This is a genomic window from Lutimaribacter saemankumensis (assembly GCF_900100005.1).
GTDB lineage: Bacteria > Pseudomonadota > Alphaproteobacteria > Rhodobacterales > Rhodobacteraceae > Lutimaribacter > Lutimaribacter saemankumensis.
The window spans coordinates 64,715-82,480 of sequence record NZ_FNEB01000003.1 but is presented as its reverse complement, the minus strand read 5'-3'; the positions used below and the strand labels follow the sequence as shown (position 1 = coordinate 82,480).

Annotated in this window: 19 protein-coding genes; 14 read left to right on the top strand and 5 right to left on the bottom strand. The window is 65.0% G+C overall.

Annotated features, from left to right (window positions below; translation table 11 throughout):
* Positions 1 to 77 precede the first annotated feature (77 nt).
* The 3 genes from BLT50_RS07555 to arsC are packed head-to-tail and all read left to right on the top strand — an operon-like array spanning position 78 to position 1,806.
* The gene (locus tag BLT50_RS07555; protein ID WP_090028331.1) at positions 78 to 416 is read left to right on the top strand and encodes a DUF952 domain-containing protein; all 339 of its coding nucleotides are present in this window, start codon (positions 78 to 80) and stop codon (positions 414 to 416) included.
* On the top strand, positions 413 to 1,471 hold the full coding sequence (locus BLT50_RS07550) for a quinone-dependent dihydroorotate dehydrogenase (protein ID WP_090028057.1): 1,059 nt from the start codon (positions 413 to 415) through the stop codon (positions 1,469 to 1,471). Before BLT50_RS07555 ends, BLT50_RS07550 begins: the two co-directional genes overlap by 4 nt.
* Complete coding sequence (arsC, locus tag BLT50_RS07545) at positions 1,468 to 1,806, top strand: arsenate reductase (glutaredoxin) (RefSeq protein WP_090028056.1); 339 nt, start codon at positions 1,468 to 1,470, stop codon at positions 1,804 to 1,806. The genes BLT50_RS07550 and arsC overlap by 4 nt, the downstream gene beginning before the upstream one ends.
* 97 nt (positions 1,807 to 1,903) lie before the next feature.
* On the opposite strand, the gene BLT50_RS07540 is transcribed toward arsC, so the two are convergent.
* The 3 genes from BLT50_RS07540 to BLT50_RS07530 are packed head-to-tail and all read right to left on the bottom strand — an operon-like array spanning position 1,904 to position 4,150.
* Positions 1,904 to 3,232, bottom strand: a complete 1,329-nt coding sequence (locus BLT50_RS07540; RefSeq protein ID WP_090028055.1) for an MATE family efflux transporter — start codon at positions 3,230 to 3,232, stop codon at positions 1,904 to 1,906.
* Positions 3,225 to 3,734, bottom strand: coding sequence for a PaaI family thioesterase (locus BLT50_RS07535; RefSeq protein WP_090028054.1), 510 nt, complete (start codon positions 3,732 to 3,734; stop codon positions 3,225 to 3,227). The genes BLT50_RS07540 and BLT50_RS07535 overlap by 8 nt, the downstream gene beginning before the upstream one ends.
* A complete protein-coding gene (locus BLT50_RS07530) occupies positions 3,731 to 4,150 on the bottom strand; it encodes a PaaI family thioesterase (RefSeq protein ID WP_090028053.1) in 420 nt (139 codons plus the stop codon). The genes BLT50_RS07535 and BLT50_RS07530 overlap by 4 nt, the downstream gene beginning before the upstream one ends.
* 126 nt (positions 4,151 to 4,276) lie before the next feature.
* Between BLT50_RS07530 and BLT50_RS07525 the strand changes: the two genes are divergently transcribed.
* The 8 genes from BLT50_RS07525 to BLT50_RS07490 all read left to right on the top strand — a co-directional run bounded on the left by BLT50_RS07525 (position 4,277) and on the right by BLT50_RS07490 (position 12,752).
* Positions 4,277 to 5,416: a putative manganese transporter gene (locus tag BLT50_RS07525; RefSeq protein ID WP_090028052.1), complete on the top strand. Its 1,140-nt coding sequence runs from the start codon at positions 4,277 to 4,279 to the stop codon at positions 5,414 to 5,416.
* A gap of 63 nt (positions 5,417 to 5,479) precedes the next feature.
* Positions 5,480 to 5,854, top strand: a complete 375-nt coding sequence (locus BLT50_RS07520) for a MerR family transcriptional regulator (RefSeq protein WP_090028051.1) — start codon at positions 5,480 to 5,482, stop codon at positions 5,852 to 5,854.
* Between the two features lie 227 nt (positions 5,855 to 6,081).
* On the top strand, positions 6,082 to 6,483 hold the full coding sequence (locus BLT50_RS07515) for a MerR family transcriptional regulator (protein WP_090028050.1): 402 nt from the start codon (positions 6,082 to 6,084) through the stop codon (positions 6,481 to 6,483).
* A 42-nt stretch (positions 6,484 to 6,525) separates the two neighbouring features.
* Positions 6,526 to 8,304, top strand: coding sequence for an acyl-CoA dehydrogenase C-terminal domain-containing protein (locus BLT50_RS07510; RefSeq protein WP_090028049.1), 1,779 nt, complete (start codon positions 6,526 to 6,528; stop codon positions 8,302 to 8,304).
* 46 nt (positions 8,305 to 8,350) lie between these two features.
* The gene (locus BLT50_RS07505; RefSeq protein ID WP_090028048.1) at positions 8,351 to 8,563 is read left to right on the top strand and encodes a hypothetical protein; all 213 of its coding nucleotides are present in this window, start codon (positions 8,351 to 8,353) and stop codon (positions 8,561 to 8,563) included.
* A 122-nt stretch (positions 8,564 to 8,685) separates the two neighbouring features.
* Entirely contained in the window at positions 8,686 to 9,318 is a 633-nt protein-coding gene (locus tag BLT50_RS07500) for a glutathione S-transferase family protein (protein WP_090028047.1), read from the top strand.
* A gap of 14 nt (positions 9,319 to 9,332) precedes the next feature.
* Positions 9,333 to 10,544: an acetyl-CoA C-acetyltransferase gene (locus BLT50_RS07495; protein WP_090028330.1), complete on the top strand. Its 1,212-nt coding sequence runs from the start codon at positions 9,333 to 9,335 to the stop codon at positions 10,542 to 10,544.
* Positions 10,545 to 10,556: 12 nt separating this feature from the next.
* The gene (locus BLT50_RS07490; protein WP_090028046.1) at positions 10,557 to 12,752 is read left to right on the top strand and encodes a 3-hydroxyacyl-CoA dehydrogenase NAD-binding domain-containing protein; all 2,196 of its coding nucleotides are present in this window, start codon (positions 10,557 to 10,559) and stop codon (positions 12,750 to 12,752) included.
* Positions 12,753 to 12,899: 147 nt separating this feature from the next.
* On the opposite strand, the gene BLT50_RS07485 is transcribed toward BLT50_RS07490, so the two are convergent.
* A complete protein-coding gene (locus BLT50_RS07485; RefSeq protein ID WP_090028045.1) occupies positions 12,900 to 13,550 on the bottom strand; it encodes a sulfotransferase family 2 domain-containing protein in 651 nt (216 codons plus the stop codon).
* Between the two features lie 11 nt (positions 13,551 to 13,561).
* On the opposite strand from BLT50_RS07485, the gene BLT50_RS07480 reads away from it, so the two are divergent.
* The gene (locus tag BLT50_RS07480) at positions 13,562 to 14,872 is read left to right on the top strand and encodes a lytic murein transglycosylase (protein ID WP_090028044.1); all 1,311 of its coding nucleotides are present in this window, start codon (positions 13,562 to 13,564) and stop codon (positions 14,870 to 14,872) included.
* Positions 14,873 to 14,878: 6 nt separating this feature from the next.
* Here the strand turns inward: BLT50_RS07480 and BLT50_RS07475 are convergent, their stop codons facing one another.
* The gene (locus BLT50_RS07475) at positions 14,879 to 15,448 is read right to left on the bottom strand and encodes a DNA-3-methyladenine glycosylase I (RefSeq protein ID WP_090028043.1); all 570 of its coding nucleotides are present in this window, start codon (positions 15,446 to 15,448) and stop codon (positions 14,879 to 14,881) included.
* Positions 15,449 to 15,560: 112 nt separating this feature from the next.
* Between BLT50_RS07475 and BLT50_RS07470 the strand changes: the two genes are divergently transcribed.
* Positions 15,561 to 16,400 (top strand): EAL domain-containing protein, encoded by an 840-nt coding sequence (locus BLT50_RS07470; RefSeq protein ID WP_090028329.1) that lies wholly within the window; start codon positions 15,561 to 15,563, stop codon positions 16,398 to 16,400.
* Between the two features lie 116 nt (positions 16,401 to 16,516).
* Complete coding sequence (locus BLT50_RS07465) at positions 16,517 to 17,692, top strand: acetyl-CoA C-acetyltransferase (RefSeq protein ID WP_090028328.1); 1,176 nt, start codon at positions 16,517 to 16,519, stop codon at positions 17,690 to 17,692.
* Positions 17,693 to 17,766 lie beyond the last annotated feature (74 nt).

Below are 17,766 nucleotides of genomic sequence, written 5' to 3'. Positions count from 1 at the left end.
CTTGGTTGCACCTGTCAAAACATGATGCGGCGGGAAGCCGCTTGACCGCGCGGCAGCGCACGGGCAATGAGCACCCCATGCTGATCTACAAGATTTTCCGCACTCCCGAATGGGACGAGTTGAACCGGGCCGGCGTCACGGCCGGAGCGCCTGTCGATGTGGCCGACGGCTTCGTTCATTTCTCGACCGCCGAGACCGTGGCCGAGACCGCCGCAAAGCATTTTGCGGGCGAGGACGGGCTGATCCTGGTCGCCTGCGAGGCCGGGGCGATGGGCGATGCGCTGAAATGGGAAGTGTCGCGCGGCGGGGTCGCGTTCCCGCATCTTTACAGGGACATGCGGCTGACGGATGTGGCATGGTCGCGGCCTTTGCCGCTGGAAAATGGCGTGCACAGGTTTCCCGAGAGGCTGGCATGAGCGTGATCGAGCAATTGGGCCTGGCCGCCTTGCGCAGGGTCGATCCCGAACGCGCACACGGGCTGGCGCTGAAGGCGCTGAAATCGGGGCTGGCGCCCCTGCCCGGCACCGTCACTTCGGCGCGGTTGCGCACGCGGGTTGCCGGGCTCGATCTGCCGAACCCGGTGGGTCTGGCGGCCGGATTCGACAAGAACGCCGAGGCGCTGGCGCCGCTGGCGCGGGCGGGGTTCGGTTTCGTCGAGGTCGGCGCGGCAACCCCGCGCCCGCAACCGGGCAATCCCAAACCGCGTTTGTTCCGCCTGACCGAGGACCGCGCGGCCATCAACCGCTTCGGGTTCAACAACGAAGGGATGGAGGCGATCGGCCGCCGCCTGTCGCAGCGCCCGGCGGACATGGTGCTGGGGCTGAACCTGGGCGCCAACAAGGACAGCACCGACCGTGCCGAGGATTTCGCCCGCGTGTTGGCGCATTGCGGCAAGTGGCTGGATTTCGCGACGGTCAACGTCTCGTCCCCCAACACCGAAAAGCTGCGCGACCTGCAGGGGGCCGAGGCGCTGTCGGCCCTGCTGGCGGGCGTGATGGAGGCGCGCGACTGGCTGCCAACCCCGATCCCCGTCTTCCTGAAGATCGCGCCGGACCTGTCGGATGCCGAGCTTTCCGAGATCGCGGATGTGGCGCGCGGCGCCGGGGTGGATGCGATCATCGCGACCAACACGACCCTGTCGCGCGACGGGCTGCGCAGCGCCCATCGCGACCAGGCCGGAGGGCTTTCCGGTGCGCCCCTTTTCGAGAGATCGACGCGCGTTCTGGCGCGGCTGAGCCAGCTGACGGCAGGAGAGATGCCGCTGATCGGGGTGGGCGGGGTCGGTTCGGCCGAACAGGCCTATGCCAAGATCCGCGCCGGCGCCAGCGCGGTGCAGCTTTATACCGCGCTGGTTTACGAGGGGCTGTCGCTGGCCGCGCGGATCGCGCGGGGATTGGACGATTTGCTGGCGCGGGACGGGTTCGCAAACGTGGCCGACGCTGTCGGCACCGGACGGGGGGACTGGACATGATCACGTTCTGGCACAATCCGCGCTGTTCGAAATCGCGGCAGGCGCTGGCGCTGCTGGAGGGCAAGACCGGGATCGCGCTGCGCCGCTATCTCGAGGATGCGCCCGACGAGGCCGAACTGCGCCGGGTCCATGCGTTGCTGGGGCACCCGGTCATCGACATGGTGCGCAGGGGCGAGCCCGAGTTCACGGCGGCGGGGCTGAGCCCGGACGCATCGGATGACGCGCTTTTCGCGGCGATGGCGGCGCACCCGAAACTGATCGAACGGCCGGTTGCGGTTTCGGCGGATCGCGCGGTGATCGGCCGCCCGCCGGAAGCGGTGCTGGACCTGTTGTGATGCGGTTTCGGATCGGCTGCGCCGATCCGACCGGCCGGGGGGCGTTGCCCCCCGGACCCCCCAGGATATTTGCAGAAAGAGAAAACGCAGGGCCGCGTCAGGCGGCATTGCCCGCCACGGCGCGTTCCAGCGCGGGGTAGCGCAGGGCGAGCGTCAGGCCGCGCGCCAAGAACGAGATATGCAGCGCCAGCCACAGGCCGTGGTTTTCCAGCGGACCGATCAGCAGCGACACGGAAATTGCGTAGATCGCGGCGGCAACGGCCATCATGTTGCGCATATCGGCGCTGCGGGTCGCGCCGATGAAGATACCGTCGAACATCACGAGCCCCAGGATCATGGGCGGTGCGGCGATCATCCAGGGCAGGTAGGCGCGCGCCTCGGCCCGGACCTCGGGGGCGGTGGTCATCGTATCGATGATCGCCGGGCCGAACGCGGCGAACCCTGCGGCCATCAGCAGCGCGGTGACTCCACCCCAGAAAGACGCCATCAACGCCGAGCGCCGCACCAGATGTGCGCTGCGCGCGCCGACCGCATGGCCCACCAGCGCCTCGCCCGCGAAGGCGAACCCGTCCATCGCGTAGCCCGTGACATGCAGGAATTGCAGCAGAACCTGGTTGGCCGCCAAGGTGACGTCGCCAAAGCGCGCACCGAGCAGAAGGAACGACACGAAGATCGCCTGCAGCAGAAGCGACCGGATCAGGATATCGGTGTTGACCACGGCCATGCGGCGCAGCTTTTCGCGGTCGAAGACGCGGGCCCAGTCGCGCCAGTCGGGCACGCGAAAGGCCGCGCGGCAGAGCCAGAGCCCGAAGGCCAGGCCCGACCATTCCGCGATGAAGGTCGCGGTGGCCACGCCGCCCACGCCCCAGCCGAGGCCGAGGACGAACCAGAGGTCCAGCCCGACGTTCAGGCCGTTCATCCACAATTGCAGCAGCAGCACCGCGCGTGTGCGCTCTTGCGCGATCAGCCAGCCGGTGATGCCGTAGATCGCGATCGCGGCGGGCGCCGACCAGATGCGGATGCGCATGTAGGTTGCTGCGAGGGTCTCGACCTCGTCACTGGCGGGCGCGGCGAGAAAGCCGCCCCGGATCACGAGGCCCTGCAAGGCGATCAGGGCGAGCCCGCCGGTCAACCCGATGGCCAGCGCACGGGTCAGCAGGGCCGCGACCTCGGCGCGGTTGCCCTGGCCTGCGGCCTGCGCGGTCAGCCCCGTGGTGCCCATGCGCAGGAAACCGAATATCCAGTAGACCGCCGACAGGATGATCGCCCCCACGCCCACGGCCCCGATCGGCGCGGCAAGGCCCATCTGCCCGACCACGGCGGTATCCACGGCGCCCAGGATCGGCACGGTGACATTGGCCAGAAGGATGGGCAGCGCGATCTTGAGAACCCGTTTGTGGGTCAGGGGCGGGACGGGCTCATTCATTCCGGCGCGGCATCAGGAAATGCCCGGTGGCCTGGGCGAAGGCGCGGTTGCGGTTGTCCTGCCAGGCTTCGACATGGACGCTGGCATAGCGCCGGCCCGAGCGGTTGACCTTGGCCCGCGCATAAGCATCGCGCGGCAGGCCCGAACGCAGGTAATCGACGGTGAAGTCGATCGTCTTGGGCAGGCGCGGCAAATGACCGGTGATCAGCTGGTCGGGGTCAAGCTCGCCGCGCTCCAGCTCTTCCCAGAGCACCGCCCAGCTGAGACCGATCACGGCCGTGACTTCGAGAAAGGCAGCCGTCACGCCGCCATGGATCGCGGGCAGCAGGGGGTTGCCGATCAGTTTTTCGTCGAAAGGCAGGACTGCGGTCAATTCATCGCCACGGCGGTCGAACTCGATGCCGAGGAACTGGATATAGGGCACGCCATGCACCAGCGCGTTCAGCGCGGCGTCGCGGCGTTGCTTGACGACCTGCACGGGTTCGGGGCGTTTGCGGCTCATTTCACGCCCTCCACGGTGAAGGTGCCCGTGGCGGTGGCGACGGGGTTGTCCTCGTCCTCGTCCAGGGCCCAGGCGCGCACGAATGCGACCGTGCGCGTCAGGTGATAGCATTCGGCCCGGGTGCGGATCGCCTGGCCGGGTGTTGCGGCGCGCATGTAGTCGATGCGCAGGCCGATCGTCGCGGTGGCGCCGGGATTCGCCGGATGGGCGATGACCGCCGCGCCGCAGGTGGTGTCGAGCAGCGCATAGACCGCGCCGCCATGGATCACCCGCGTTTCCGGGTCGCCGATGAACCGTTCGTCATAGGGCATGCGCATCTCGGCCTTGCCCTCGCCGATCGAGGTGAATTCCATGCCCAGCGCCTTGGCATGCGGGATCGCCTCGGTGAATTGGCGCGCCATTTTGACCTTGTCCATGCCCTGCCCCTGCTGCGTTTTTTCGCTTTGTGTCGCGGCCCAAGTTATTCGGTCTTGTCAAGCGGGGTTCAAGTGCTAACTTGTGCAATTGAGAATTATTCGCATTTGCATGAACGAGGAGCAGACATGGCCATGGAAAGCACGGCAGGCGTGGAACGGGTCGGGTTCGGCCGCCCCTTGCGCCCCAAGAGGCTGGCCATTGCCCTGTTGTTGGTGGCGCTTGCGGTGGTGCCGGGCGAATTCGGCGCGCTGACCCGCGAATTGATGGTCGACGCCTATCTTGCCGTATCAAGCTTTGTCGCGGCGACCCTGTTGCTTTTCTACGGGGCCGAACGCGTGTTCGGATTCCGCATTGGGCCGGCCCTGACCCGCGCACGCGCTGCGCAGGTTCCACTTGCGGCGCTGCTGGGTGCGACGCCGGGATGCGGCGGGGCCGTGGTGGTCGTCGCCGCGTTCAGTTCAGGGCATGTAAGTTTCGGCGCGGTGGTCGCCGCGTTGACGGCGACGATGGGCGATGCGGCCTTTCTGCTGATCGCCACTCGGCCGGATGCCGCGGCGGTGGTGCTGCCGCTGTCCTTCGCCGTCGGCGTTATGTCAGGTTGGATCATCGACGGCTTCAAACTGAGCCCCGCATTCCACGAGACTCACAATCATGGTGAGCTGGCCCCGCGCATCGGGCGGCTCCGGCTGCGGGACATGGCCTTTGTCGCGATCGCCCTGCCCGGCCTGGCTTTGGGCATCACCGACCTGACAGGCGCGGATGCCGCCGAGATTTTCGGCGCGCAGACGGTCGCGGCTGTCGGGTTGGCCGGAACGGCGCTGGCGCTTGCGGTCTGGACCGCTTCGCCCGTTACGGCGATGACGAACCCCAGCGACGGACCGCTGACGCGGATGGCCGAGGAAACCTCGTTCATCTCGGTCTGGGTGATCGGCGCGTTTCTGGCCTACGACTACGCGGCCGCCTATGCCGGTCTGGACCTCGAGGCGATGTTCGGCGCGGTCGCGCCGCTGTTGCCGCTGATCGCCATCCTGATCGGTTTTGTGCCCGGATGCGGGCCACAGGTGTTGGTGACAACGCTTTACATCAACGGTCTGGTCCCTTTCGCCGCCCTTTTGGGCAACGCGGTGTCCAACGACGGGGACGCGCTGTTCCCGGCGATCGCACTCAACCCGCGCGCGGCGGTTCTTGCCACCGTCTATTCGGGGATTCCCGCGCTGATCGTCGCCTACGGGTTCCACTTTTTCGCACCCGGCTTCATGAACTGACGTAGCGGCATTGACGCCGCCGATCACACGGGTAAGTTCGGGCCCTCACGGGAGGCTGGTGCAATGTCCGATACCCGACTGACATTCAAGGAAATGTGCGCGAAATTCGATGTGACCCCGCGCACCTTGCGATATTATGAGTATATCGAACTGCTTGCGCCCGAGCGTGACGGCCGGTCGCGGTTTTATGGCCCGCGCGAATGCGCGCGGATGACGCTCATCCTGCGTGGGCGCAAGTTCGGCTTTCCTCTCGAAGAGATTCGCCAATGGCTGCTGATCTACGAAAAGGAAGGCACCGAGGCGCAGATGCATGCCTGGATCGACATGGCCGACCGCCAACTGCTGGAATTGTCCGAGCAGAAGGCGCTGCTGGATGAGGCCATGACAGAGTTGCGCGCCTTGCGCGGCGAAACTGCAAAGGCGCTTGGAATCGATTGAATCCGACTGAATCCGGCCCCTTGGGGTCAGGTTTTCCAGACCCGCCATGCGCGCGAAGCGTGTGCGGCGCGAAAGGAAGTTGCGCGTCGCAGCGGTTGACGCGACTTGATCTTACGTCAACCAAAAAGTGACGTGACGTCCCGGTTACGTCAACTTTGATCCCTGTTGTAACGACAGCGGCGAACGCACAGGTGTGGCGCATGACATCAGCATCAAAGAGTTGACCGATGACCGAGAAAACCATGACCATCCGCGAGATGTGTGACGCTTTCGACGTCACCCCGCGCACGTTGCGATTCTACGAGGCCAAGGAACTGCTGTTTCCCATCCGCGAAGGCCAGAAGCGTCTTTTCACCCGTCGCGACCGCGCGCGGCTCAAGCTGATCCTGCGCGGCAAGCGTTTCGGTTTCAGCCTCGAGGAAATTCGCCAGCTTCTGGATCTCTACCACGTTGGTGACCAGCAGCAGACACAGCTGTCGCGCACCTACGAGATCGCGCAGCAGCGCCTCGACGACCTGATCCGCCAGCGCGACGAACTGAACGCCGCGATCGCCGATCTGCAGGAACAGATGAAGTGGGGCGAAAAGATCATCGCCTCGACTAACAGCCAGAAAAAGGCAGCCGAGTAATCGGCACGCCCGTTTCGCGATATCATTTCCAGGGAGAGAGAGATGCCCAGTTATACCGCCCCCGTTAAGGACATGCAGTTCATCCTGCACGACGTGCTGAAGGTGACCGGCCAGGACGTGCCGGGCTATTCGGAACTCGAAGCCGATTTCACCTCGGCGATCCTGGAAGAAGCCGGCAAGCTGACCTCGGAAGTGCTGGCGCCGCTGAACGCGGTCGGCGACACCGAGGGCTGCATCCTGGAGAACGGCGTGGTGCGGACGCCCACAGGCTTCAAGGCGGCATTCGACCAGGTGCGCGAAGGTGGCTGGCCCGGGCTCGACATGCCCGAGCAATATGGTGGCCAGGGCATGCCTTACGTGATCGGCACCGCCGTGGGCGAATTCTTTTCGGCAGCCAACCAGGCGTTCACGATGTACCAGGGCCTGACCCACGGTGCGGCCTCGGCGATTCTGGCGCATGGCTCGGATCAGCAGAAAGACACCTACCTGCCCAAGATGGTCAGCTGCGAATGGACCGGCACCATGAACCTGACGGAACCGCATTGCGGGACCGACCTGGGCATGATGCGCACCAAGGCCGTCCCGCAAGAGGACGGCACCTACAAGATTTCCGGGCAGAAGATCTTTATCTCGGCCGGCGAGCATGACATGGCCGACAACATCATTCACCTGGTGCTGGCCAAGATCCCCGGCGGCCCCGAAGGCATCAAGGGCGTGTCGCTGTTCATCGTGCCCAAGTTCATCGTGAACGAAGACGGCAGCCTTGGCCCGCGCAACGGCGTGAGCTGCGGCAAGATCGAGGAAAAGATGGGCATCCACGGCAACTCGACCTGCGTGATGAACTATGACGAGGCCACGGGCTACCTGCTGGGGCAGGAGCACAAGGGCATGCGCGCGATGTTCACCATGATGAACGAGGCCCGCATCGGCGTAGGCATGCAGGGCCTGGCGCAGGCCGACGTGGCGTATCAGAACGCGCTGGACTACGCCAAGGACCGCCTGCAGGGCCGCGACGTGACTGGCGTCAAGAACCCCGATGGCCCGGCCGATCCGCTGATCGTGCACCCCGACATCCGCCGGTCGCTGATGGACCAGAAAAGCTTTGCCGAGGGCGCGCGTGCCTTCATGCTTTGGGGCGCGTCGATGATCGACCGCGCGCATCGCAACGAGGACAAGGACGCCGATGGCCTGATTTCGCTGCTGACCCCGGTCATCAAGGGGTTCCTGACGGACGAAGGCTTCGACATGACGATCCTGGCGCAACAGGTCTATGGCGGACACGGCTATATCGAGGAATGGGGCATGTCCCAATTCGCCCGCGATGCCCGGATCGCCATGATCTATGAAGGCGCGAACGGTGTGCAGGCGCTTGACCTGGTGGGCCGCAAGCTGGCCACCGATGGCGGCAAGCACGTGATGGCGTTCTTCGACCTGGTGAAGAACTTCATCAAGGAGAACGAAGGCAACGAGGCGCTCAAGGCCGATTTCCTCGACCCGCTCAAGGCCGCGTCGAAGGATCTGCAGGCCGCCGGCATGTTCTTCATGCAGAACGGGATGAAGAACCCCAATGCCGCGCTGGCCGGATCGTATGACTTCATGCATCTCTTCGGTCATGTCTGCCTGGGCCTGATGTGGGCACAGATGGCCAAGGCGTCACATGACGCGCTCGAAGCCGGCGCACAGGACGAAGAGTTCTACCGCACCAAACTGGCCACGGGGCGCTACTACATGCAGCGCCGCCTGCCTGCGACCGGCCTGCACCTAGCGCGCATCAACTCTGGCGCGGACACGGTGATGGAACTGGAGGCCGCGAACTTCTGAGCCTAGGGTGGGCAGAAATGCCCACCTACCCTGACCGGAGCCCAGCATGCCCAAACGTTTCCGCCTGACCCGCCGCTTTCCCGTCGCGATGACCGAAGATGGCTACCGCCGTCTGAAAAAGTTCGCGTCTGAGGCGGGCCTGGACGAAGGCGAGGCATTGTCGTTCCTGTTCGAGAATTTCGACAGCGTCATCGATGAGGACACGTTCGGGCACCGGTTGCGCCTGTTCAACGCCGAACTGGATGCACGCAAGCGCTGAGGCACGGACAGGCCGGACAAACCGGCGGCTGAAGCCCCGCAGCTTCATCTTGCCGGAAATACTCTGCGGGGGTGTGGGGGTGCAAAACCCCCACCGCGACGCAAACCAATGGGAGGAACGTCATGAAGATCAAGCTGCATTGCTTCGGTGAATCCGGCAACGCCTACAAGGCGGCGCTGCCGCTTGAACTTTCCGGGCTCGAGTGGGAGCCGGTCTACGTCGACTTCTTCGGCGGCGCCTCGCGCAGCCCGGAGTTTCGCGCCCTCAACGTGATGGGCGAGGCGCCGGTTCTGGAAGACGGCGATTTCCGCCTGACCCAATCGGGCGCGATCCAGCAATACATCACCGAAAAGTCGGGCAAGTTCGGTGGCACGCCGGAACAGAAATACGAGGTTCTGCGCTGGGTTCTGTGGGACAATCACAAGCTTTCCTCGATGGCGGGGATGACCCGGTTCCTGATGAACTTCCTGCCCGAAGACAAACGCCCCGCCGAGGTGATCGGCTTCAACCAGGGGCGCCTGAAAACCGCCTATCAGACGCTCGATGCGCATCTGGACGGCCGCGACTGGATCGTGGGCGACGGGCCGACCAACGCCGATTTCTCGTGCTGCGGCTACCTGTTCTATCCCGAACCCTTCGGCTTCGAGCGCAGCGAGTGGCGCAATATCGACCGCTGGCTGTCCAACATCCAATCGCTGGACGGCTGGAAACACCCCTACGACCTGATGCCCGGCAATCCGTCGGACCGGGCGTGACAAAGGAGACGATGATGACTGACGCCTTTATCTACGACACCGTGCGCACCCCGCGCGGCAAGGGCCGCACGGACGGCAGCCTGCACGAGGTCACCTCGGTGCGGCTTTCGGCCCAGGTTCTGAACGCGCTGAAAGAGCGCAACGGGCTGGACGGTCATGCCGTCGAGGACGTGATCTGGGGCAACGTCACCCAGGTCATGGAACAGGGCGGCTGCCTTGCACGGACTGCCGTGCTGGCCTCGGATCTCGATGAATCGATCCCCGGCCTTGCGATCAACCGCTTCTGCGCCTCGGGCATGGAAGCCGTGAACCTTGCCGCCAACCAGGTCAGGGGCGGCGCGGGCGAGGCGTATATCGCCGGCGGCGTCGAAATGATGGGCCGTGTGCCGATGGGCAGCGACGGCGCGGCGATTGCCGTCGATCCGTCCGTGGCGATGAACACCTATTTCGTACCCCAGGGCATCAGCGCCGACATCATCGCGACCGAGTACGGGTTTTCGCGCGATGACGCCGACGGGCTGGCCGTGGAAAGCCAGAACCGCGCGGCGGCGGCATGGGCCGACAACCGTTTCGAAAAGTCGATCATCGAGGTGAAGGACCAGAACGGTCTTACGATCCTCGACCGTGACGAATACATGCGCCCGGGCACCGACATGCAGACGCTGGGCGCGCTGAAACCCAGCTTCAAGGATATGGGCGAGGTCATGCCCGGTTTCGATGCCGTGGCGCTCATGAAGTATCCGCATCTCGAGCGGATCAACCACATCCACCACGCCGGCAACAGCTCGGGCATCGTGGACGGCTCGGCCGGTGTTCTGATCGGATCGAAGGAATTCGGCGAGAAATACGGCCTCAAGCCCCGCGCGCGCATCGTGCAGACAGCCAAGATCGGCACCGACCCGACGATCATGCTGACCGGCCCCGTGCCCGCCACCGAAAAGATCCTGAAAGACAGCGGCATGTCGATCAAGGATATCGACCTGTTCGAGGTGAACGAGGCTTTCGCCTCGGTCGTGCTGCGCTTCATGCAGGCCTTCGACGTCGATGACAGCGTGGTGAACGTCAACGGCGGCTCGATCGCGATGGGCCATCCGCTGGGTGCCACCGGCGCGATCATCATCGGCACGCTGCTGGACGAGTTGGAGCGGACCGGCAAGGGCACCGGCCTTGCCACGCTCTGCATCGCGTCCGGCATGGGTGCCGCAACCATCATCGAACGCGTGTAAGGGGGCAGGACAATGACCGATTTCACCATTCAGAAAGATGCCGAAGGCATCGCGACGATCACCTGGGATTGCCCCGGAAAATCCATGAACGTGATGAGCGGCGAAGCTCTGGAAGAGCTGAACGCCTGCATCGACGACGCACTGGCCGACGAGGCCGTCAAGGGCGTCGTCATCACCTCGGCCAAGGCCGATTTCGCCGGCGGCATGGACCTCAACGTTCTTGCCGAAATGAAGGCGCAGGCCGGCGACAACCCCGCCAAGGGACTGTTCGACGGGATCATGCAGATGCATGGCCTGCTGCGCAAAATCGAACTGGCCGGGATGGACCCGAAAACCAAGAAAGGCGGCAAGCCGATCGCGGCCGCCCTGCCCGGCACCGCCGTGGGCATCGGCCTGGAACTGCCGCTTGCCACGCACCGCATCTTTGCCGCCGACAATCCCAAGGCCAAGATCGGCCTGCCGGAAATCATGGTCGGCATCTTCCCCGGCGCGGGCGGCACGACGCGGCTGGCGCGCAAGCTGGGTGCGATGGCGGCCTCTCCCTTCCTGCTGGAAGGCAAGCTGCTCGACCCGAAAAAAGCCAAGGGCGCCGGGCTGATCGACGAGGTTGTCGACGACCCCGTGGCCGCCGCGCGCGACTGGGTTCTGAACGCCACAGATGCAGACCTGGTGAAGCCCTGGGACGCCAAGGGCTACAAGATGCCCGGCGGCGCGCCCTACAACCCCGCGGGCTTCCCCACCTTCGTCGGTGCGTCGGCGATGGTGAACGGCAAGACCAAGGGCGCCTTCCCGGCGGCCAAGGCCCTGCTGTCGGCCGTCTACGAAGGCGCGCTGGTGCCCTTCGACACCGCGCTCAAGATCGAGGCGCGCTGGTTCACCAACGTGCTGATGAACCCGTCCTCGAGCGCGATGATCCGGTCGCTTTTCCTGAACAAGGAAGCGCTGGAAAAAGGCGCCAACCGCCCCGAGGCCCCAGACCAGCGCGTCAAGAAGCTGGGTGTGCTGGGTGCGGGCATGATGGGCGCGGGCATCGCGCTGGTCAGCGCACAGGCCGGCATCGAGGTCGTGTTGATCGACGCCAAGCAGGACGCCGCGGACAAGGGCAAGGCCTATACCGAGGCGTATCTCGACAAGGGCATGAAGCGCGGCAAGGTGACCGAAGAGAAGAAACAGCAGATGCTGTCGCTGATCACGCCGACCACCGATTACGCCATGCTCGATGGCTGCGACCTGATCATCGAGGCCGTGTTCGAGGACATGGGCGTCAAGGCCGAGGTCACGAAAAAGGCGCTGGCCGCCGTCGGGCCCGATTGCATCTACGCGTCGAACACCTCGACCCTGCCGATCACCGAACTCGCCAAGGCCAGCGACAATCCCGAGCAATTCATCGGCATCCACTTCTTCTCGCCCGTCGAAAAGATGCTGCTGGTCGAGATCATCAAGGGCGAAAAGACCGGCGACCGGGCCACGGCCAAGGCGCTGGACTATGTCCGCCAGATCCGCAAGACGCCGATCGTGGTGAACGACGCGCGTTTCTTCTACTGCAACCGCTGCATCATCCCCTACATCAACGAGGGGATGCGCATGGTGAAGGAAGGCGTGGCCCCTGCCCTGATCGACAACGCGGCAAGGATGCTCGGTTTCCCGGTCGGGCCGCTGCAGCTGGTCGATGAAACCTCGATCGATCTCGGCGCCAAGATCGCCCGCGCCACCAAGGCCGCGATGGGCAACGCCTATCCCGACGACGAGGTGGACGAGATCATCTTCTTCATGGAAGGCGAAGGCCGGCTGGGCCGCAAATCCAAGGGCGGTTTCTTCGACTACGACGAAAGCGGCAAGCGCCAGGGCTATTGGGCCGGGCTCGAGGACAAGTATCCGCGCCTCGAAACCCAACCCGACCTGATCGAGGTGCAGCACCGCTTGATGTTCGCGCAAGTGCTCGAAGCGGTGCGCGCGCTCGAGGAAAACGTGCTGATGGACATCCGCGAAGGCGATGTCGGCGCGATCCTGGCCTGGGGCTTTGCGCCATGGTCAGGCGGGCCGTTCAGCTGGCTCGACATCCTCGGCGCCGAATATGCCGCCGAACGCTGCGACCAGTTGCAGGCCGCCTATGGCGACCGTTTCGCCTGCCCCGACCTGCTGCGTGACATGGCCGACAAGGGCCAGAGCTTCTACGGCCGGTTCGGCAGCGAGGCAAAAGCCGCCTGATTTCGGCACGGGCTTCATCTTGCCGGAAATACTCCTGGGGTGAATTGGGCCGAAGGCCCAAGAGGGGGCAGCGCCCCCTCCCCCGGCGCGGGCCACCGGCCCGCGCAAACCCTGCAACCGCGCCCCTTGGGCGCGGTTTCCTTTTTCTCAGGGGTCGAACCCGTAGCCGAAACGCGCGATATCCTCGGCGCAAAGGCGGCCCACAAGCGCCGCGCCGGCGTCGGAATAGTAGCCCCGCCAGTCGCGGGCGCGGTCGCTGGCATTGATCCGCTCCGGCACCAGCGGAAATCCCAGATGTTCCACCAGCGGCGCGGCATCCTCGGCGAAACGCTCCAGCCGGATATAGGCGTCGCACCGCTCCTGACCCGCCGCATCGGTCATGTAGCTGCGCGCCGGTGTCGCGCGGATGCTAGCCTGCGTCGCAGGGTGGGCGAGAAAGCCGTCGAAATCCAGTGTCTGCGCCAGGGTCACTGCGGGGTGGTCGAACCGCTGGCCTTGCAGCCAGTGGTAATAACTGACCATCCGGTCCCAGGGGTTGCGCACCAGTGTAAAGCAGAACAATCCGTCCAGCTCGCCGGGCGCAATGAGCCCGTCCAGATCGGACAGGGTCGAATGTTTCCACAACCGCCCCGCCGTCGTGATCCCCTGCACGCGCTTGCGCCGGTTGCGCGCCTTGGGTGTGTCGCCCAGCATGATGTCATCATTCATCGCCCGCGCCTCGAGCGCCAGCGCCAATGCGGTTCCCCCGGTCTTGGGGATATGGATGAACAGGTATTTTCGGCCGCGCGACAGTATCATGGCGCCACCCTATGGCGGCTTTCGACGGCACGGCAAGGCGCTTCGATGCGCGATGCCTTGCCAATGCCGCCTGCGCGCCGGTTGCCGGGGCACGCCCGCGCGTTCTAACCTCGCCCGAAAGAGGAGTGTCGCCCGTGCCCGTATTGTCGAGACGCGCATTTGCCCTGGGGGTTTGCGCCACCGCCCTGCCCCGTCCCGTTCTCGCCCAGGGCTTTGACGGATGGGTCGCGGGGTTCCGCACACGGGCCCGCGCCGCGGGCATCAGCCAACGCACGCTCGACGCCGGGCTGGCCCGGCTTTCCTACCTGCCCAAGGTCATCGCCAATGACCGCAAACAGGCCGAGGTCGCCCGCCCGCTGGGCGATTACGTCGCCACCGCCGCATCGCCCGCCCGCATCCAGGGCGGGCAGCGCGCGCTCAAGCGTCATGGCCGCACACTGGCGCGCATCGAACGCCAGACCGGCGTCCCGCGCGAGGTCGTGGTGGCGATCTGGGGCATGGAAAGCAGCTATGGCGGGTTTCGCGGCAATTTGCCGGTGATGTCCACGCTGGCCACTCTCGCCTACGAGGGGCGGCGGCGCGCGTTGTTCGAGGACGAGTTGCTGGCCGCATTGCGCATCCTGCAGGCCGGCGAAATTCAGGCCGGGCAGATGACGGGCAGTTTCGCCGGCGCGATGGGCCACACGCAGTTCATGCCGTCGACCTATCTTGCGAACGCCGTCGATTTCGACGGCGACGGGCGGCGTGACATCTGGGGCGATGCACCGGGCGATGCGCTGGCCTCGACCGCGGCGCTTCTGGCGCGCAACGGCTGGCAAAAGGGGCAGCCCTGGGCGATCGAAGTGCTGTTGCCGCAGGGTTTCGACCTTGCGCTGACGGGGCGCATTTATCCGCGTGCGACGCGCGACTGGCGCGACATGGGGGTGCGTGCGGCCGATGGCGGCCGCCTGCCCGATCACGGGGCGGGCGCGCTGATCCTGCCGGCCGGGCCCGAAGGACCGGTTTTCCTGATCTACCGGAACTTTCACGTTCTCAAGACCTACAATTACGCCGACAGCTATGTCATCGGCGCGGGCCATCTGGCCGACAGACTGGCCGGGTCCGGGCCGATCCGTGCGGGATATCCCCGGCAACCCTGGGGCATGAGCGACGCGGAACGGGTCGAATTGCAAAAACGGCTGAATGCCGGCGGCTATGGCGCAGGCAACCCGGACGGGGTGATCGGTGAAAAGGGCCGCGCCGCGATCCGCGCCTATGAACAGGGCAACGGGCTGCGCGTGACAGGTGTGCCGTCGCGGGCGCTGCTGGACCGCTTGCGCTAGCCGCCGTCAGCCCAGCTCTGCAACCGCCGTGTGACGCGGGCACGAGATCACGTGATCGTTCACCATGCCTGCGGCCTGCATGAAAGCGTAGGCAATCGTCGGCCCGACGAAGCGAAACCCGCGTTTCTTCAAATCCTTCGAAAGTCTTTGCGAGATTTCGGTCTGTGCCGGCACCTCGGCCAGGTTGGCCCGGTTGGTCTGGGAGGGGCGGCCATCGACGAAATCCCACAGGTAGCCGGCAAAGCCGCGGCCGGACTCGATCTCGGCCCATGCGCGGGCATTGCCGATCGTCGCCTCTATCTTGCCGCGATGCCGGATGATCCGTGTGTCGGCCAGAAGGCGCACGACCTGGTCTTCGCCCCATCCGGCGATCTCATAGGGGTCAAACCCCTGGAATGCCTCGCGAAACCCTTCGCGCCGCTTGAGGATGGTAAGCCAGTTCAATCCCGCCTGGAACCCTTCGAGGGTGAGCAGCTCGAACAGTTCCCGGCTGTCATGGACCGGTACGCCCCACTCGGTGTCGTGGTAGGCGATGTATAGCGGATCGTCGGTTACCCAGCCGCATCGTTCGCCCATGTTCCACCCGTCCTTTCGCCTTCGTATCGAATGCAAACCAAATGGTCATATTTACCGCCTGTCAACACTCACGGGCGCAGCCTTGGCTTTGGATTGCGTGATGGAGGTCGAGATGCCGCGTGGGGTGGACAAGAGATGGGCGGACCTGCCGCCGGGGGCGGACAATCCGCTGGACATGGCCGTGCAGGCCCGCGACCGCGAGACTTTGAAACTGGTGGCGGACGCCTTGCGCCACAAAGAGGTGCTGCTCGCTTTTCAGCCGGTGGTTTCGTCGGCCGATCCACGTCGCGTGGCATTTTACGAGGGGCTGATGCGCGTTCTCGACGCCACCGGTCGCGTCATTCCGGCCCGTGATTTCATCGCGGCGGTGGAGGAAACGGAAACCGGGCGCGTCCTGGATTGCGTTGCGCTGGAAATGGGCCTGAACACGCTGGCGCGCGTGCCTGACCTGCGCCTTTCGATCAACATGTCGGCGCGGTCCATCGGGTATCCCCGCTGGATGAAATCTCTGCGCAAGGGCATACAACGCGACCCCACCGTGGCAGAGCGGCTGATCCTCGAGATCACCGAACGCTCGGCAATGACCGTTCCCGAGCTGGTGGTCGCCTTCATGTCGAACCTTCAGCGAAAAGGAATCAGTTTCGCGCTCGACGATTTCGGGGCCGGGTTTACGTCGTTTCGGTATCTGCGTGACTTCTATTTCGACATCCTCAAGATCGACGGGCAGTTCACACGGGGCATCCACCACGACGCGGACAACCAGGTGCTGGTCAAGGCGCTGGTCGCGATCGGGCGGCAGTTCGACATGTTCACAGTCGCCGAAAGCGTCGAGACGCAGGACGATGCGCTGTGGCTGGCGCAGGCGGGCATCGACTGTCAACAAGGCTATTTCCATGCCGCGCCAACGGTCACCCCGCACTGGGACGTGACACAAAACCGCGCCGCTGGGTGAAGTATGCAATGGGATACAGTTGCCGCATCGCGGCATTTCCTTTATGACGCGGGGGAAGACCGGGCAAGCGCGGCCCGGGCGGCCGCGCCCCTACCCTGCAATTGGTGGAGGAAACCATGACCAATGTCGTAATCGCATCCGCGGCCCGTACCGCTGTCGGATCGTTCTCGGGCTCGTTTGCCAACACGCCTGCCCATGACCTCGGCGCTGCCGTGCTCGAGGCGATCGTCGAACGTGCCGGCATCGAAAAGTCCGACGTTTCGGAAACGATCCTCGGTCAGGTTCTGACCGCCGCGCAGGGACAGAACCCGGCACGCCAGGCCCATGTGAACGCGGGCCTGCCCATCGAAAGCGCCGCCTGGGGCATCAACCAGGTTTGCGGCTCGGGACTGCGCGCCGTGGCGTTGGGCGCCCAGCACATCCAGTTGGGCGATGCCGGGATCGTCGCCGCCGGCGGCCAGGAAAACATGAGCCTCTCGACCCACGCCGCGCATCTGCGCGCCGGCCACAAGATGGGCGACGTGAAATACATCGACACGATGATCCGCGACGGCCTTTGGGACGCGTTCAACGGCTACCACATGGGCCAGACCGCCGAGAACGTCGCCGAGAAATGGCAGATCAGCCGCGACACGCAGGATGAATTCGCCGTCGCCAGCCAGAACAAGGCCGAAGCTGCACAGAAAGCCGGCAGGTTCGCGGACGAAATCATCCCCTTCACCGTCAAGACGCGCAAGGGCGACATCGTCGTGGATCAGGACGAATACATCCGCCATGGCGCGACGCTGGACGCGATGGCCAAGCTGCGCCCGGCATTTACCAAGGATGGCAGCGTGACCGCCGCTAACGCATCGGGCATCAACGACGGTGCCGCCGCCGTGCTGCTGATGAGCGCAGACGAAGCCGAAAAGCGCGGAATCGAACCGCTGGCGCGTATCGCATCCTATGCCACCGCCGGCCTGGACCCGTCGATCATGGGCGTCGGCCCGATCCACGCCAGCCGCAAGGCGCTGGAAAAAGCCGGCTGGTCGGTCGAGGATCTGGACCTCGTGGAGGCGAACGAAGCCTTCGCCGCCCAGGCCTGCGCCGTGAACAAGGACATGGGCTGGGATCCGTCGATCGTGAACGTGAACGGCGGCGCCATCGCCATCGGCCACCCCATCGGCGCGTCGGGCGCGCGCATCCTGAACACGCTGCTGTTCGAGATGAAACGCCGCGACGCCAAGAAAGGGCTGGCGACACTCTGCATCGGCGGCGGCATGGGCGTGGCCATGTGCCTGGAGCGCCCGTGACGACCTTCCGATCTAAATAGCAAGGGCGCCTTTGGGCGCCCTTTTTTCTGCACTGCGTCAAAAATGTTCTGCAA